Genomic DNA, 15867 nt, shown 5'->3' on the forward strand with positions numbered 1-15867 from the left:
TCCGTTACATGTAGCGCATCTGCACCCGGATCGATTTCACCTCGTCGCCCACCGCCACGCCGACCTTGGTGTAGCTCGGCTTGCCAAGGTTGAAGATGCTGATCGAGGGGTTGTTCGACATCGCCCCGCCATCGGTGCTGATATCGGTCTTGCCATTGCCGTTGACGTCATGACGCACGGCAACGCCGTAAGTGCCGCCGGACGGCAGCGGCAGGCAGAACGTCATCGTCCCGGCGCGCGCGGGCACCTCGATCCGCGAGATCCACTTGCCCGACTGCAGCCACTCGGCCGAAGTCGCGCGGTAGCTCTGGACACGAACCGTCCCCTGCGAGGCCTTGATGCCGTCAACCGTGACGAGCATGGCCGGCCCGGCACCGGCCCGGCACTTGCTCATGTCGTTGCGAATCTCCTCGTGACCGCGCACGGCTGCCCCGGCCGAGACCGCCAGGCCCAGCACGCCCAGTACCGCAGCGGCAACCGGGAGACGGCGCACCCAGCGGCGCGCGGGCAGCGAAGACTTCACGTTCATAACTGGCCTCATCACACATCACGATGCGCCTGCGCCGGTTCCGGTCGCCATGCGACCGCCCGGACCTTGCGCCATTTCACGCCGCGAATTGGCGCCAAGGCCGTGAATGCACTCTGAATTGCCAATTCACAATCGGTGAAGCCGCAAGCCCGGCCGCCGCGATTCCCCTCGAGATTGCCCGGTAAAGCGCAATCTCGCCTTTCCCGCGCGGCCTTCCCGATCTATGGGGCCGCTCCATATCGCGTGTGGAAAACGGCCCGCCGCCTTCTTGTCGCCACTAGATGTGGTGTCTTATTCATTGTTGCCGAGGAGTTCCCGTTTCCATGACCGTGCCGCTGATTTCGCCTTCGATCCTCTCCGCCGACTTTGCCCGCCTGGGCGAGGAAGTCCGCGCGATCGACGAGGCCGGTGCCGACTGGATCCATGTCGACGTGATGGACGGCCACTTCGTGCCCAACATCACCATCGGCCCCGCCGTCGTGAAGGCGCTGCGCCCGCACTCGGCCAAGGTCTTCGACGTCCACCTGATGATCTCGCCGGTCGACAGCTATCTCGAAGCCTTCGCCGATGCCGGCGCGGACTACATCACCGTCCATCCCGAAGCCGGTCCGCACATCCATCGCACCGTGCAGACGATCAAGAACCTCGGCAAGAAGGCCGGTGTCTCGCTCAACCCGGCCACGCCCGCCAAGATGCTGGACTACCTGATCGACGATATCGACCTCGTCCTGATCATGAGCGTCAACCCCGGCTTCGGCGGCCAGAGCTTCATTTCCAGCCAGCTTCGCAAGATCGAGGCCGTGCGCAAGATGATCGACAAGTCGGGCCGCGACATCCGCCTCGAAGTCGACGGCGGCGTCGATGCCAGGACCGCGCCGCTGTGCGTGGCCGCCGGTGCCGACGTGCTGGTCGCGGGTTCCGCCACCTTCCGCGGCGGCCCCGGCCAATATGCCGCCAATATCCGGACGCTCAAGGGACTGGACTGACCATTGGCCACACGCTCCCATCCGCGCGGCAAAACCGGACATCCGGGCGCGGAGGGGAGCAACCGGCTGGTCACAGGCGCGTTGTCGGGGAGCCCGGGATCGGCGGGAGGGGAGGAAAGTGCAGTGGACAGGGGTATGACATCGACCGTCTCGCCGGCTGACGACGCGCTGGCTGACGACGCCCCGGCCTCGGCCACCGCCGCCGTTCGTCCCGCGAGCCCCTTCGACGCGGCCGAGGCGCAGCCCCGCTACGAGACAGGACGCCAGCTGGCGCTCGCCGATTTTTCGACGCCCGCCGCGGGCGCCGCCGACCGCTTCATCCGCTTCGCCTACCGCCTTGGCGTTCCCGCGACGATGCTGACCTCGCCGATCGGCCGCAAGCCGCGCACCCGCCTGCTGGCCACCGTCAACAACACCGTGCCCGGCAACGGCGCGGCAGGGACGGCGCTGCGAGCCGGTCACTTCCTGATCCACGGTGCCAGGACACCGATCGCCCAGGTCGATTATGCGGGCGCTGCGCGGGTCACCCCGCCGCTCGAACGCGTGGTGCACAGCTTTGCCTGGCTCTCCGACCTCGAGGCCTGCGCCCCGCGGGAACAGTGCACGGCCGTGGCCGAGCGCATCCTCACCGCATGGCTCCAGGCCAATCCCGCCCCGCCGGCCAAACCGGGCAAGGGGCCGGCATGGGCAGTGGGCAATACCGGCATGCGGCTGATGAACTGGATGGTGCACGCGCCGCTGATCCTTTCCGGCGACAAGGCCTTGCGCAACCGCACCCTCGCCCACATCGCCGCCACCGCGCGCTGGCTCGACCGGCGCGTCCACAATGCCGAGGACGGGCTTGCCGCCGTCGCCGGCTGGTGCGCGATCATCGCCGCCGGCCTGCTGCTGCCGGACGGCCGTCCGCGCCGTCTCTACGGCGAGGCGGGGCTGATCAAGGCGCTGGGCGATCTGATGGGCGACGATGGCGGCGTGCTTTCGCGCAGCCCGCTCGCGCAGATGGAGGCGATCGCCCTGCTGGTGCGCCTGCGCAACTGCTATCACGCGACCCGCAAGGACCCACCACCGACGGTCGAGCGCGTGGTCGAGATGCTGGTCCCGCCGCTCCTGGCGCTGACCCACGGCGACGGTTCGCTGGGATCATGGCAGGGCGGCTGGGCGGTCAGCGCCGAGGACGTGGAAGGACTGGTTCAGGCCAGCGGCGTGCGCACCCGCCCGCTGCGCGACGTGCGCCAGTGGGGTTACCAGCGCGTCTCCGCGCATAAGGCGATCCTCCAGTTCGACACCGCGCCGCCGCCGCTGCCCGGCCATGCCCGCTACGGCTGCGCCTCGACGCTGGCTTTCGAACTGTCGCAGGGCAAGCACCGGCTGATCGTCAACTGCGGCGGCGCCGCCAGCGGCGGCGGGCTTGTTCCCGTGCGGCTGGAGCAGGCCCTGCGCGCCACCGCAGCGCATTCCACGCTGACACTCGACGATGCCAATTCCACCGCGATCCTCATCAACGGCGCGATCGGCTCGGGCGTCAGCGAGGTCGATGTCGACCGCAAGTCGCTGGTGCAGGAGAACGGCGGCAATGCCACGCGCCTCGAAGCCAGCCACAACGGTTATGCCGCCCGCCACGGCCTCACCCACCGCCGCATCCTGATCCTGCGCGACGACGGCAGCGAACTGCGCGGCGAAGACGTGCTGCTTCCGGCGGGACGCAAGGGCAAGCGCGGCAAGGTCGGCTTCTCGATCCGCTTCCACCTGGGACCCGAGGTCGAGGTGGCGCCCACCGCCGACGGCCAGGGCGCGGCACTGACCCTGCCCGACGGCAGCTACTGGCAGTTCCGCAGCACGGCGGGCGACGTTGCCATCGAGGATTCGCTCTGGGTCGACGGCATGGGGCGCCCGCAGGCCACGCAGCAACTGGTGATTCAGGGCATGGTCTCGCGCGGCGGCGGAAACTTCGGTTGGCTTCTCAAGAAAATGCGATAGTTTCGGCCGGGATACGCCACCCGTTGTGGCTTACCCACCTTGCGGCATCGCCCCTGTGGACCTAGAGGGCGCGCAAATCTTTGCCCGCCCTATTCGCAAGAGGCTTCACCGATGACCGATATCGTTCCGATCCGCCGCGCATTGCTTTCGGTTTCCGACAAGACCGGCCTCGCCGATCTCGGCAAGGCGCTTGCCGCGCGCGGGGTGGAGCTGGTTTCCACCGGCGGCACCGTCAAGGCGCTGCGCGACGCCGGCCTCGAGGTGAAGGACATTTCGGACCTCACCCATTTCCCCGAAATGATGGACGGCCGCGTCAAGACGCTGCACCCCAAGGTCCACGGCGGCCTGCTGGCGGTGCGCGACAATCCGGAACACGCCAAGGCCATGGCCGATCACGAGATCGGCGCGATCGACCTCGTCGTCGTCAATCTCTATCCCTTCGAAGCGACCGTCGCCAAAGGCGCCGACCGGGACGAGATCATCGAGAACATCGACATCGGCGGCCCGTCGATGGTGCGTTCGGCCGCGAAGAACCATGCTTTCGTCGCCATCGTCACCGATCCCAAGGACTATGCCGGCCTGCTTGCCGAGCTGGAAACGACCGAGGGCGGCACCACCCTGTCGTTCCGCAAGCTGCTCGCCGCGCGCGCCTACGCGCAGACCGCCGCTTACGATTCGATGATCTCGCAGTGGTTCGCCTTTGCCGATCAGGGCCTCGAGTTCCCCGAGATGCTCAGCGTCAACGGCCGCCTCGCCACCACGCTGCGCTATGGCGAGAACCCGCACCAGAAGGCCGCGCTCTACACGCCGGTCGGCCCGTTCACCAAGGGGCTGGCCCAGGGCGAGCAGGTACAGGGCAAGGAACTGTCCTACAACAACTACAACGATGCCGACGCCGCCTTCGAACTCGCTGCCGAGTTCAAGGGTCAGGACCCGGCCGTGGTCATCGTCAAGCACGCCAACCCCTGCGGCGTGGCGCAAGGCTCCAGCCTGCTCGAAGCCTGGCAGGGCGCGCTGGCCTGTGACGACGTTTCGGCCTTCGGCGGCATCGTTGCGGTGAACACCACGCTCGACGGTCCGACCGCCGAAGCGATCTGCCAGATCTTCACCGAAGTCGTCGTCGCCCCCGATGCCGACGAGGAAGCCCGGGCGTTCTTCGCCAAGAAGAAGAACCTGCGCCTGCTGCTGACCGGAGGCCTCCCCGATCCGCGCCGTCCCGGCCTGACCGTGAAGCCGATCACCGGCGGTCTGCTGGTGCAGGGCCGCGATGCCGGTGCCATCGGCCTTGATGACCTCAAGGTCGTGACCAAGCGCGCGCCGACCGAGCAGGAACTCAAGGACTGCCTGTTCGCCTGGACCGTGGCCCGCCACGTCAAGTCGAACGCGATCGTCTATGCCAAGGACGGTGTCACCGCCGGCATCGGCGCGGGTCAGATGAACCGCCGCGATTCCTCGCGTATCGCCGCGATGAAGGCCGCCGAAGCCGCCGAGAAGTTCGGCTGGACGCAGGCGCGCACGGTCGGCTCGGCCGTCGCCTCGGACGCATTCTTCCCCTTCGCCGACGGCCTGCTGGCCGCCGCCGAGGCGGGCGCGACGGCCGTGATCCAGCCGGGCGGCTCGATCCGTGACGAGGAAGTCATCGCCGCTGCCGACGAGGCCGGTCTGGCGATGGTCTTCACCGGCATGCGCCACTTCAAGCACTGATAGGACCGGGAGGAAGGCGCGCATGGGGGTAGACTGGCTCGGACCGCTGGTTGCCCTCGCCTTCCTCATCGGCATGGCCGCATCGGCCGTGCTGGTGCGGCTGGGCAAGGTTCGACGCACGCCGCAAATCATGCTGGCGCTGGCGCTGCCGTTCGGCTGCGCGGTTCTCCCCATCACGATACTGGTCATCGCTTCGCTGGGATGGGGTGCGATCGGCGCATTTCTGCGCTGAAATTCGTCCGAAACGGGTTCCATTGCCGAACGACAATGACGGAAATGGGGCAGTTCCCGCGATTCAGCGCGGCATCCGAACCGTTCGTCGCACAACGCCTCACAGGTCGTCGATATTCACTCGACGGAAAGGCGAATCGGGCCAAGGGGCGTCACGCAATTTTCGTGAACCACTGGATAGCTGAACCGATCATGGGACTTTTCAAGGCCGACTTCTACCGCTTCTTCGCTCTCGGCTTCGCCGGCGGCGCGCTGCTGGTGTTCGGCGCCATGGGAATCGGCAACCACGCGCTCACCGAAAGCCTGGTGCCCCCGGCCCAGGCGGCATCGCTCCAGCACTGATCATGCCGGGAGCATCCGCAGGGATGTTCTTGCGATTGCGTCGCGGCCGGCGAGCCCCCATATGGGCCGCATGGCAAGTGCGCACAAACATCACGAACACTCGGGCGAGGGCCTGATCGAAGAGGCTCGCTCCGTCCTGCTCGCCGCCGGCGAGCAGTGGACGGAAATGCGCGCCGACGTGTTTGGCGCGCTCGCCCAGCGCGAACGCCCGGCCTCGGCCTACGATCTGGCCGAAAGTGTCTCGGCGCTGCGCGGCAAGCGGGTGGCGCCCAACAGCGTCTACCGCATCCTCGACCTCTTCGTGCGCACCAACCTCGCCCGCCGGGTCGAAAGCGCCAATGCCTACCTCGCCAACAGCCATCCCGGCTGCCAGCACGACTGCATCTTCCTGATCTGCGATGTCTGCGGCCAGGCCGTCCATATCGACGACGACGCCCTGACCGGAGCGCTGGTCGCCGCCGCGAGGCAGGCCGGTTTTGCCGATGTGCGCCCGGTCGTCGAACTGCGCGGGACCTGCGCCGCCTGCAGCTGACGGCGCCGGGGCGGAAGCAAAGCCCCACCCCCGCACAGTGCCTAAATCAAAACGCCTTGCGCATTCGGGCCAACGGCACCGGCGCGCCGCCACGATCGTCCTCGATTCTTTCGATCACCTGGTAGCCGGCGACTTCGTAAAGCGGTTCGCCCGAGCGCGTGCCCATCAGTTCACAGCTGGCAAACCCTTCCTTGCGCGCCTGCGCCTCACAGTGCGCCAGCAGCGCCCGGCCGATGCCGCGGCGGGCAAAAGCGGGATGGGTGTACATCGCCCGCACCCGCGCGGCCTCGCTGGCAGGATCGAGCAGACGCGGCTCGCGCAGGCCCGCACTGTGGTCGCCCCCATAAAGCGTCGCACGCCGGCTCCAGCCGCCGCAGCCGACGATCTCACCATCGAGTTCGGCGGCAAAGTAGGTGCCGTCATCCACCAGCTGGCGGTCTAGGCCCATGACCGCGCGGCTCGATTCGATCTGCGCGGGATCGAGAAACCCCTGCTGCAAGGTGCCGATGGCGGCATCCATGATCGCCATGAGGCGCGGCAGGTCGCCCTGGGTCGCGGGGCGGATCGAAAGGACTGTCGATGACTCGATCGAGGACGGCAACGAGAGGCTCCTGAGACTTGGGGGGAACGGCTAGATGGCAGCTTTGCCGCTCCCCCGCCACCCTTGAGAAAGACCTCAAGACGGGGGGCAGGCCGAGCATATGGCGATCGGGATCGGGGAACCCGCAGACCGTTACGCCCCCGCCGGGCGCCGTATGCGGACGCCGCTGGTACCCCGGCACGCCGGCCAGCCGCATCGCCGCGCCATCGCCCAAGCGGAAGATCGCTGCAAAGTCGTGTTCCGCGATTACCGGCAGCTCCACCGGCAGCTCCAGGGAATCCGCGCGGAATGCGCCGGGGTTGGCCCAATCGACCGTGCGTACGAAGGCAATCGGCCGGGCACCGTTCAACGGAATCATGGGGACCTGCGGCGCATATTCCTGTATCGCGGACCATTCGCCGCCTAAGGCGCAGCGAAAATTCGACACCAGAACCACTCCCGTGTACACGACACCCATGACAGCCAACCCGGCAACACCGCTTCTCGATACCGTCGATACGCCTGACGACCTGCGCAAGCTGAAGCCCGCGCAACTTCGCCAGCTGGCCGACGAACTGCGCACCGAAATGATCTCCGCCGTCGGCCAGACGGGCGGGCACCTTGGCTCGGGCCTTGGCGTGGTCGAACTGACCGTCGCCATCCACTACGTGTTCGACACGCCGGTGGACCGCCTGATCTGGGACGTCGGCCACCAGGCCTATCCGCACAAGATCCTCACCGGACGGCGCGACCGCATCCGCACGCTGCGCCAGGGCGGCGGGCTTTCGGGCTTCACCAAGCGCTCCGAAAGCGAGTACGACCCCTTCGGCACCGCGCATAGCTCCACCTCGATCTCGGCCGCGCTCGGTTTTGCCGTCGCCAACAAGATCAAGGGTGCACCCGGTCGCGGCATCGCCGTGATCGGTGACGGCGCGATGAGCGCGGGCATGGCCTATGAGGCGATGAACAACGCCGAGCAGGCGGGCAACCGCCTGATCGTGGTGCTGAACGACAACGACATGTCGATCGCGCCGCCGGTCGGCGGGCTGTCGGCCTATCTGGCGCGTCTCGTCTCTTCGGGCCGGTTCCTCGGCCTCAGGGAACTTGCCCGCAAGTTCGCCCGCCGCCTGCCGCGCCCGCTGCACATGGCCGCGAAGAAGACCGACGAATTTGCCCGCGGCATGGCCATGGGCGGCACCCTGTTCGAGGAACTGGGCTTCTACTACGTCGGCCCGATCGACGGGCATGACCTCGACGCGCTGATTCCGGTTCTGGAAAACGTGCGTGACGCAGGCGAGGGCCCGATCCTGGTCCATGTCGTGACGCAGAAAGGCAAGGGCTATGCCCCGGCCGAGGAAGCGGCCGACAAGTATCACGGCGTACAGAAATTCAACGTCGTCACCGGCGAGCAGGCCAAGGCGCCCGCCGGTCCGCCCAGCTATACCGGCGTCTTCGCCAAGGCGCTGGTGGCCGAGGCGGAGCGCGATCCCACGATCTGCGCGATCACCGCGGCCATGCCCTCGGGCACCGGACTCGACACGTTTGCCCGGCAGTTCCCGGACCGCATCTTCGATGTCGGCATTGCCGAACAGCACGCGGTTACTTTCGCCGCCGGGCTGGCCGCCGAAGGCATGCGCCCGTTCTGCGCCATCTATTCCACCTTCCTGCAGCGCGCCTTCGACCAGGTGGTGCATGACGTCGCCATCCAGAACCTGCCGGTGCGCTTCGCGATCGACCGCGCCGGTCTGGTCGGCGCCGACGGTGCCACCCACGCGGGCTCGTTCGACATCACCTATCTGGCAACGCTGCCCAACATGGTGGTGATGGCCGCCGCCGACGAGGCGGAACTGGTCCACATGACGCACACCGCCGCGCTCTACGATGCCGGCCCGATCGCTTTCCGCTATCCGCGCGGCAATGGCGAAGGCGTGGCCTTGCCCGAAACTGCCCAGCAGCTGGAAATCGGCAAGGGCCGGATCGTCCGCGAAGGCTCGAAGGTGGCGCTTCTCTCGCTGGGCACCCGCCTCGGCGAAGCACTGAAGGCGGCCGACACGCTGGAGGCCAAGGGTCTTTCCACGACCGTCGCCGACCTGCGGTTTGCCAAGCCGCTCGACACCGACCTGATCCGCAAGCTGATGCTCAGCCACGAAGTGGTCGTCACGGTGGAAGAAGGCGCCATCGGCGGTCTCGGCGCGCATGTGCTGACCATGGCGAGCGACGAAGGGCTGACCGATGCGGGCCTCAAGATCCGCACCATGCGCCTGCCCGACGTGTTCCAGGACCACGACAAGCCCGAGGCACAGTACGACGAGGCGGGCCTCAACGCCCCGCAGATCGTCGATATCGTGCTCACGGCGCTGCGGCACAACAGTGCCGGCGTGAACGAAGCACGCGCCTGAACGTGGATAGCGGCGCTGTCGTCTCTCCGGCGGCAGCGCCGGTAACCGGCATAAGCGACTCGACGAGGCTGCGCGCGATCCTGGCGGGATCGGCGGGCAACCTCATCGAGTGGTACGACTTCTACATCTACGCCTTCACTGCGCTCTATTTCTCGCCCGCCTTCTTTCCCAGGAGCGACCAGCTGGTGCAGCTGATGGCGACCAGCGCGATCTTTGCGGTCGGTTTCCTGCTGCGCCCGATCGGCGGCTGGTTCTTCGGCCGCTATGCCGATCGCCACGGCCGGCAGAGCGCGATGGTGCTCTCGGTCATGATGATGGGCGCAGGCGCGCTCTTGATCGCGGTGCTGCCGACTTTTGCGCAAGTGGGCATCCTCGCCCCGATCCTGCTCCTGATCGGCCGCATGGTGCAGGGCTTCTCCACCGGCGGGCAATACGGTACCGCCGCGACCTATCTCAGCGAGATCGCCGGACGCAGGCGCCGAGGCTTCTGGTCCTCGTTCCAGTACGTCACCCTGGTCGGCGGGCAACTCTGCGCGACGGTGGTGATCGTGCTGCTGCTGCAGGTGCTGAGCAAAGCCGAGATGGCGGCATGGGGCTGGCGCGTCGGCTTCCTGATCGGCGCGGTGGGCGCACTGGCCATCGTCCTGTTCCGCCACCACATGCACGAGACCGCCAGCGCCGAAGACCGCGCCGGCGAGACATCCGGCAGCCTTGCCGAACTGTTCCGCGTGGCAACCCGCCCGTTCCTGATCGTGGTCGCGCTGACGGCGGGCGGCAGCCTGTCGTTCTATACATTCACCACGTACATGCAGAAGTACCTGGTGCTGACGGTGGGGCTCTCCAAGGAGGTCGCGACCAGCCTGATGCTGGGTGAACTGGCGCTGTTCATGGTGCTGCAGCCGCTGATGGGCCTGCTCTCGGACCGGATCGGGCGGCGCAACAACATCCTGATCTTCGCCGTGCTGGCGACCGTCTGCACGGTGCCGATCTTCACCGCGCTGGCAGGCGCCAAGGCGGTGGGCCCGGCCTTCCTGCTGGTGCTGGCGGGGCTCGTCATCAACAGCTTCTACACGTCGGTCAGCGGGTTGTTCAAAGCCGAGATGTTCCCGACCCACGTCCGCGCGCTGGGCGTCGGCCTTGCCTATGGCGTCGGCAATGCGCTGTTCGGCGGCACCGCCGAGAACGTTGCGCTGGCGTTCAAGTCGGCGGGCCACGAAAGCCTGTTCTACTGGTACGTCTCGGCGATCGGCGCGGTGTCGCTGGTCGCCGCCTTCCTGCTCAAGGACAGTCGCCGCGACAACCTGCTCGACCGGCTGACGGTGTGACCACGGCCACTGCCCGAGCGACATTCCGAAAACATCCCGTGCTGACGGCGCTGCTGGCCCTCTTCGGACTCTACGCCGCGGTCGTGCTGGCGCTGTTCGCGGCGCAGCGGGCAATCCTCTTCCCGGCCCCCAAAGGCCCATCGCAAATCCCCAGCGGATTCGAAAAAGCCGAACTGCACACGCGTGACGGACTGACGCTCACCGCCGCATGGCGCCCCGGAGCCCCCGGCAAGCCCACGGTTCTGTTCTTTCATGGCAATGGCGACAGCCTGCCCGGCGCCGCCGTCGCAACGCAGGGCCTGAGCAAGGCTGGATATGGACTGCTGCTGGCCGACTACCGCGGGTATGCCGGCAATCCCGGCAATCCCACGGAGGCCGGACTGATCGCCGATGGCCATGCCGCGCTCGCCTTCCTGACCCAGCGCGGCATCGCACCGCGATCAATCGTGCTGATGGGGGCCTCGCTGGGAACCGGCATCGCGACACGACTGGCCAGCGAGACGCCGCCCCGGGCTTTGGTGCTCGTCTCGCCCTTCACCAGCCTTCGCGACGCGGCGGCCGACGCATTGCCCTGGGTTCCGGCGCGCCGGCTTATCCGTGATTCCTTCGAAAGCGCCGCCCTCATGCCCGACGTGAAGGCCCCCGTCCTCGTGCTCCATGCGCGGGACGACCCGGTGATTCCCTTTGAACAGGGTGAGGCGCTTGAACGGGCGGCGCACGATGGTCACCTGATCCCGTTCAGCGCTTACGGCCATCAATTGCAGTTCACGGCCCCCGCGCAGGACGCCGTGCTGAACTGGCTCGCCGCCCGGAGGCTGTAAACACCCCGGACCACGGTATATGCGGCCCGGGGCTAGGCATCTTACCAGTCGTAAGCTTTGGGCAGGTAAGTGCGATCGAGGCTCCTGTAGCGTTGGCGCAGGCGGCTCTGGTGATTTTCGAGCGGCTGCTTGACGCCGTCGATGAACACTTCGAGCGGGGCCGATGACAGTTCCAGCGGATCGCCGTCCCAGATCACCACGTCGCCAACGGCGCCGGGCGCCAGAACACCGGCCCGAACTCCGCCATTCTTGCCGCCCATGCCGCTGATATCGGCAGGCACCGAGGTGATCGCGGCAAAGGCCTCGCCCCAGGTCAGGCCCGCGGCGCCCGGCAACTTGCCGAGAGCGACGAGGTTGCCCGCCTCCTGCGGTGCATAGCGCGGCTGGTTGGAGGTATTGAACATGCCGATGGCGACCTTCACCCCCGCCTTCTTCATGCGCCCGACGTTGGACTGCGTCGCCGCCAGCGCCTCGAACGCAGAGGGCAGGTCGCGCAGCGGCATCGTGATCACCGGCACCTTGGCCGCAGCGATGTCGCCCGCCACCAGCCAGCCCTCGGTCGCGCCGACCAGCACGAGGTCAAGCTTGGGGAACTCGCTCTTGAGCGCCAGCACGCTGCGGATGTCGGAGGCCCGCTCGACCCCGACGTAGAGCGGCTGCCGGCCGTCGATCACCTGGGCCAGCGCCGCAGCGTCGGCACGGGTCAGCAGCGCATCCGGGCTGCGCGCGGCATTGGGCGAAGCGGCCACCTCGCGTGCTTCCCGCAAGGCATTGCGCAGCGCGACATGGGCGGCCACGCGGCTGCCACCGGCCAGCCTGGCGCCCTGCTCGCCCAGTTGCACGAACTGGAAGGCGCGCGCCTTGGTCACCGCATCGGGATCGGCGCCGAGGTCGATCACCGCGCCTTGCCCGGCGAAGATCGAATGGCCGTTGTAAGGCGAGACCGTCGCGCGGGTAACGCCGCCTTCGCGGCTGACGGCGATATGCTCGCTGTCCGGATTGACCGCCGGGCTGACGTCAAGCGCGGCATTGAACGGGCTTTCGTCCGCCTCGCTATCGTTGCTGTCCTTGACGCCCTCGACATCGAGCAGGCCAAGGTCGGTGACGGCGGCGAAGAGGCCGGGCGTCACCCACTTGCCGGTGCCGTCGATGCTCTGGACACCGGCGGGAACGGCCACGCCCGCACCGGCGGCAACCACCTTGCCGCCGCGCACGACGACGGTGCCGTGCTCGATAGGCGCGGAGCCGTCACCCGTGGCGACAGTGGCGTTGGTGATCGCGAAGTCCTGCGCAAAGGCGGCAGGCGAGAAGGCGGCCGCCGCGAGCGCGGCCGCGATGATGGCGCGGCGGCTCATTTCACATCTCCTTCACCGGGCTGGCCCAACTCGAAATCGCTGACCGGGCGGCGCTTGGGGTCCATCGCGTCGAACAGCAGGGCGCCGTCCACCCAGACCTTCTCGGGGCGGGAATAGACCGAGAGCGGATTGCCGTTCCACAGCACCACGTCAGCCATCTTTCCGGATTCGAGGCTGCCGGTCCTGTCGCCGATGCCCATGGCCTTGGCGGCGTTGTAGGTGAACCAGCTCACCACCTTGGCGTCGGGAATGTCGATGCCGATGCGGCGGCCGTCGGCCTGCGCCTTGGCGGCTTCCTGGTTGAGGCGCTGGATGCCGTTCTCGTCGTCCGAATGGATCACCACGCAGGTGCCGGCATTGGCCAGCAGCGCGGCGTTCTCGGGAATGCCGTCATAGGCTTCCATCTTGAAGCCGTACCAATCGGCCCAGACGGCGGCGCAGATGTCGTTCTCGCGCAGCAGGTCGGCGATCTTGTAGGCTTCGACCGCGTGGTGGAAGGCGGTGACCTTGTAGCCCATCTCCTTGGACATATCGATCACCTGCGCCATCTCGTCGGCACGGTAGCAGTGGTTCTGGACAAGGATCTCGCCCTTCAGCACGCCTTCCAGCGTGTCCTTGCCAAGATCGCGGTCGGCATGGTCGCCGTCCATGTACTTGCGCGCATCGATCCAGGCCTGACGGTCCACCGAGAAGTTGCCCATGCGGGTCGATGGCTTCTGACCCTTGCCGCCATAGACCCGCTTGGGGTTCTCGCCGCAGGCCATCTTCAGCGCATAAGGCGCGCCGGGGAACTTCATGCCCTGCACGGTGATCGAGGGCACGTTCTTGAGCGTGACCGCGCGGCCGCCGATGAGGTTGCCTGAACCCGGGAGGATCTCCAGCGTGGTGACGCCGCCATTGGCCAGCGCGCGGGTAAAGCCGGGGTCCTGCGGCCAGACCGAATGCTCGGCCCAGACGTCGGGCGTGGTCGGGCTGGTCATCTCGTTGCCGTCGGACAGCGCATCGACGCCGGGCGAGGGATAGACGCCGAGGTGCGAATGGATGTCGATCACGCCCGGGGTCACGAACTTGCCGGCGGCGTCGATCTTCGTGAAACCGTCGGGGATCGCCATGTCGGCGCCGCCGATGCCGACCAGCTTGCCGTCCTTGAACAGCACCACGCCGTTCTCGATCCTGCCGCCGCGCCCGTCATAGACGGTGGCGCCGACCAGCGCCGTGGCCGTGCCCGGATAGGGCTTGTAGGTGGACGGATAAGGATTGGCGGCGATCGGGGCCGGCTTCTTGTCCTCTTTTTTTGCATCGACGCTGTTCGCGCTCAGGGTGAGCGCGGTGCCCAGCACGAGCAGCGACGTCCAGCGCCGCAATCCCGGCGATTTGGTCATCTTGAATTCCCCTGTTGTGAAACCGGCCCGGAAACGCTGTGTTTCCGGGCCGGGTTGAATGTGTCAGTGTGCCTTGAGCGTTGGATGGGCGCCGGCTTCCTGCGCCTCCAGCCCGATCTCGGAGGATCCCTCCAGCTCGATGTCCTTCAGCGTATCGACGTGCATCCAGCGCTTCACCAGACGGGCGACGAGGATGACCGCGACGCCGATGCCCACGACCCACCAGCCGATGGTGCCATAGATCGCGACAGTGCCTTCACGGGTCATCGCGCCATGTTCGCCGCCGGTTGCCTGGCCGATCATGCCGGCCACGAAGTTGCCGCCGGCGGTGGCGAAGAACCACGCGCCCATGATGAAGCTGGCGAGGTGGCGGGGGGCCAGGCGGTTCATCGCGCTGAGGCCCACCGGCGAGAGGCAAAGCTCGCCCAGCGTGTGGAACCAGTAGATCAGGAAGATGAAGAACACCCCGACCTTGGCACCCTGCCCGGCAACCGCATCGCCCCAGACCAGCGACACGAAGCCGAGGCCGACCAGCACGAGGCCGAAGCCGAACTTGGCCGGGGCCGAAGGCTCCACCTGCTTGCGGCCGAGCGTGCGCCACAGCCAGGCCAGGATCGGCGCGAAGGTGACAATAAAGATCGGGTTGACCGCCTGGAACAGCGAGGTCGGCACGCCGCCACGCTCCACGAAGCGGTCGGTGAACAGCGAGAGCGAGCCGCCCGCCTGTTCGAACAGACCCCAGAAGATCGGCTGGAACGCCAGCAGGAAGATGATCGCGAAGATGCGCTCACGCGGTTCCTTGGGCATGCGGAAGGCTTCGACCAGCAGGTAGCCGAGCAACGCCACGGCCGAGATCAGCAGCAGCGTGCCGACGATCGCCTGGAACTGGATCAGCGCCCAGAGCACCGCGACCGAGGCCGTACCGATGACGTAGAGCGACCATTCGCGCTTCTTCGTCAGCGGCCCCGGGGCCTCGCCGCGGCCGTTGAGCGCGGGCTTGCCGACGATGAAGATGATCAGGCCCAGCACCATGCCGATGCCGGCAAGGCCGAAACCGTAGCCCCAGCCGATCGTCTCGCCGAGATAGCCGACCAGGATCGTGCCCAGCGCGGCGCCGGTGTTGATGCCCATGTAGAACAGCGAATAGGCGCCGTCGCGGCGCTCGTCGGTGAGCTTGTAGAGCTGGCCGACGATCACCGAGATGTTCGCCTTGAGGAAACCCGAGCCGACGATGATGAAGGCAAGCGCCAGCCAGAACACGTTGATCGTGGGATCGCTCTGCCCGCCGGTGCCCTCGAACGCCATCAGCACGTGGCCGAAGGCAAGCAGCACACCGCCGAACAATACGGCCTTGCGCTGGCCGAGATAACGGTCGGCGAGATAGCCGCCCAGCACCGGGGTGATGTAGACGAGGCTGGTATAGGCGCCGTAGATCAGGTTCGCCTTGCCGTCATCGAACAGCCAGTGCTTGGTGAGATAGAGGATGAGCAGCGCGCGCATCCCGTAGTACGAGAAGCGTTCCCACATCTCCGTGTAGAACAGCACGAACAGGCCGCGCGGGTGGCCTACCACTTCCTGGCTCTTGCGCGAGGCGATGACGCCGCCGATGGCCAAAATGGCGAACAGCAGGACCGCGCCGATCGCGCCGACCCAGTCCCCCTCATTCCAGGTTCCGATATCCTTCATGCGCCCTCTTGTGCATCT

Annotated in this window: 14 protein-coding genes; 9 read left to right on the forward strand and 5 right to left on the reverse strand. The window is 67.1% G+C overall.

The genetic code is table 11. The features are described from left to right. Window positions 1-4: 4 nt before the first annotated feature. Window positions 5-529, reverse strand: a complete 525-nt coding sequence (locus DM450_RS15760) for a DUF2141 domain-containing protein (RefSeq protein WP_142636343.1) — start codon at window positions 527-529, stop codon at window positions 5-7. 323 nt (window positions 530-852) lie between these two features. On the opposite strand from DM450_RS15760, the gene rpe reads away from it, so the two are divergent. The 6 genes from rpe to DM450_RS15785 all read left to right on the forward strand — a co-directional run bounded on the left by rpe (window position 853) and on the right by DM450_RS15785 (window position 6301). Beyond that, window positions 853-1515, forward strand: coding sequence for a ribulose-phosphate 3-epimerase (gene rpe / locus DM450_RS15765; protein ID WP_142636345.1), 663 nt, complete (start codon window positions 853-855; stop codon window positions 1513-1515). Between the two features lie 135 nt (window positions 1516-1650). After that, window positions 1651-3492 (forward strand): heparinase II/III family protein, encoded by a 1842-nt coding sequence (locus DM450_RS15770; RefSeq protein ID WP_142636346.1) that lies wholly within the window; start codon window positions 1651-1653, stop codon window positions 3490-3492. Between the two features lie 111 nt (window positions 3493-3603). Continuing rightward, entirely contained in the window at window positions 3604-5196 is a 1593-nt protein-coding gene (gene purH, locus DM450_RS15775) for a bifunctional phosphoribosylaminoimidazolecarboxamide formyltransferase/IMP cyclohydrolase (RefSeq protein ID WP_142636347.1), read from the forward strand. Between the two features lie 22 nt (window positions 5197-5218). Continuing rightward, window positions 5219-5428 (forward strand): hypothetical protein, encoded by a 210-nt coding sequence (locus DM450_RS15780; protein ID WP_142636348.1) that lies wholly within the window; start codon window positions 5219-5221, stop codon window positions 5426-5428. A gap of 191 nt (window positions 5429-5619) precedes the next feature. Further along, window positions 5620-5769, forward strand: a complete 150-nt coding sequence (locus DM450_RS25890) for a hypothetical protein (protein ID WP_185928633.1) — start codon at window positions 5620-5622, stop codon at window positions 5767-5769. Window positions 5770-5839: 70 nt separating this feature from the next. Further along, complete coding sequence (locus DM450_RS15785; RefSeq protein ID WP_142636350.1) at window positions 5840-6301, forward strand: Fur family transcriptional regulator; 462 nt, start codon at window positions 5840-5842, stop codon at window positions 6299-6301. A gap of 46 nt (window positions 6302-6347) precedes the next feature. Here DM450_RS15785 and DM450_RS15790 read toward each other — a convergent pair whose 3' ends face one another. After that, on the reverse strand, window positions 6348-6830 hold the full coding sequence (locus DM450_RS15790) for a GNAT family N-acetyltransferase (protein WP_142638005.1): 483 nt from the start codon (window positions 6828-6830) through the stop codon (window positions 6348-6350). Between the two features lie 527 nt (window positions 6831-7357). Between DM450_RS15790 and dxs the strand changes: the two genes are divergently transcribed. Genes dxs through DM450_RS15805 form a run of 3 tightly spaced genes read left to right on the forward strand, consistent with a single transcriptional unit; the run spans window position 7358 to window position 11426 of the window. Further along, window positions 7358-9280 (forward strand): 1-deoxy-D-xylulose-5-phosphate synthase, encoded by a 1923-nt coding sequence (dxs, locus tag DM450_RS15795; RefSeq protein ID WP_142638007.1) that lies wholly within the window; start codon window positions 7358-7360, stop codon window positions 9278-9280. Between the two features lie 2 nt (window positions 9281-9282). Further along, window positions 9283-10605, forward strand: coding sequence for an MFS transporter (locus tag DM450_RS15800; RefSeq protein ID WP_142636352.1), 1323 nt, complete (start codon window positions 9283-9285; stop codon window positions 10603-10605). Window positions 10606-10643: 38 nt separating this feature from the next. Next, the gene (locus DM450_RS15805; protein WP_142636354.1) at window positions 10644-11426 is read left to right on the forward strand and encodes an alpha/beta hydrolase; all 783 of its coding nucleotides are present in this window, start codon (window positions 10644-10646) and stop codon (window positions 11424-11426) included. A gap of 41 nt (window positions 11427-11467) precedes the next feature. On the opposite strand, the gene DM450_RS15810 is transcribed toward DM450_RS15805, so the two are convergent. From DM450_RS15810 to DM450_RS15820, 3 genes are all read right to left on the reverse strand, one after another. Next, window positions 11468-12781: an amidohydrolase gene (locus DM450_RS15810; RefSeq protein WP_142636356.1), complete on the reverse strand. Its 1314-nt coding sequence runs from the start codon at window positions 12779-12781 to the stop codon at window positions 11468-11470. Next, entirely contained in the window at window positions 12778-14163 is a 1386-nt protein-coding gene (locus DM450_RS15815) for an amidohydrolase (RefSeq protein WP_142636357.1), read from the reverse strand. The genes DM450_RS15810 and DM450_RS15815 overlap by 4 nt, the downstream gene beginning before the upstream one ends. A gap of 63 nt (window positions 14164-14226) precedes the next feature. Then, window positions 14227-15849: a peptide MFS transporter gene (locus tag DM450_RS15820; RefSeq protein ID WP_142636358.1), complete on the reverse strand. Its 1623-nt coding sequence runs from the start codon at window positions 15847-15849 to the stop codon at window positions 14227-14229. Window positions 15850-15867: the final 18 nt, after the last annotated feature.

This window comes from Sphingomonas sp. IC081 (assembly GCF_006874585.1).
Taxonomy (GTDB): Bacteria; Pseudomonadota; Alphaproteobacteria; order Sphingomonadales; family Sphingomonadaceae; genus Novosphingobium.

Coding starts and splice junctions, on each gene's coding strand:
- DM450_RS15760 (WP_142636343.1), bottom strand. CDS start 529: ATGAACGTGAAGTCTTCGCTGCCCGCGCGCCGCTGGGTGCGCCGTCTC.
- rpe (WP_142636345.1), top strand. CDS start 853: ATGACCGTGCCGCTGATTTCGCCTTCGATCCTCTCCGCCGACTTTGCC.
- DM450_RS15770 (WP_142636346.1), top strand. CDS start 1,651: ATGACATCGACCGTCTCGCCGGCTGACGACGCGCTGGCTGACGACGCC.
- purH (WP_142636347.1), top strand. CDS start 3,604: ATGACCGATATCGTTCCGATCCGCCGCGCATTGCTTTCGGTTTCCGAC.
- DM450_RS15780 (WP_142636348.1), top strand. CDS start 5,219: ATGGGGGTAGACTGGCTCGGACCGCTGGTTGCCCTCGCCTTCCTCATC.
- DM450_RS25890 (WP_185928633.1), top strand. CDS start 5,620: ATGGGACTTTTCAAGGCCGACTTCTACCGCTTCTTCGCTCTCGGCTTC.
- DM450_RS15785 (WP_142636350.1), top strand. CDS start 5,840: ATGGCAAGTGCGCACAAACATCACGAACACTCGGGCGAGGGCCTGATC.
- DM450_RS15790 (WP_142638005.1), bottom strand. CDS start 6,830: ATGGCGATCATGGATGCCGCCATCGGCACCTTGCAGCAGGGGTTTCTC.
- dxs (WP_142638007.1), top strand. CDS start 7,358: ATGACAGCCAACCCGGCAACACCGCTTCTCGATACCGTCGATACGCCT.
- DM450_RS15810 (WP_142636356.1), bottom strand. CDS start 12,781: ATGAGCCGCCGCGCCATCATCGCGGCCGCGCTCGCGGCGGCCGCCTTC.
- DM450_RS15815 (WP_142636357.1), bottom strand. CDS start 14,163: ATGACCAAATCGCCGGGATTGCGGCGCTGGACGTCGCTGCTCGTGCTG.
- DM450_RS15820 (WP_142636358.1), bottom strand. CDS start 15,849: ATGAAGGATATCGGAACCTGGAATGAGGGGGACTGGGTCGGCGCGATC.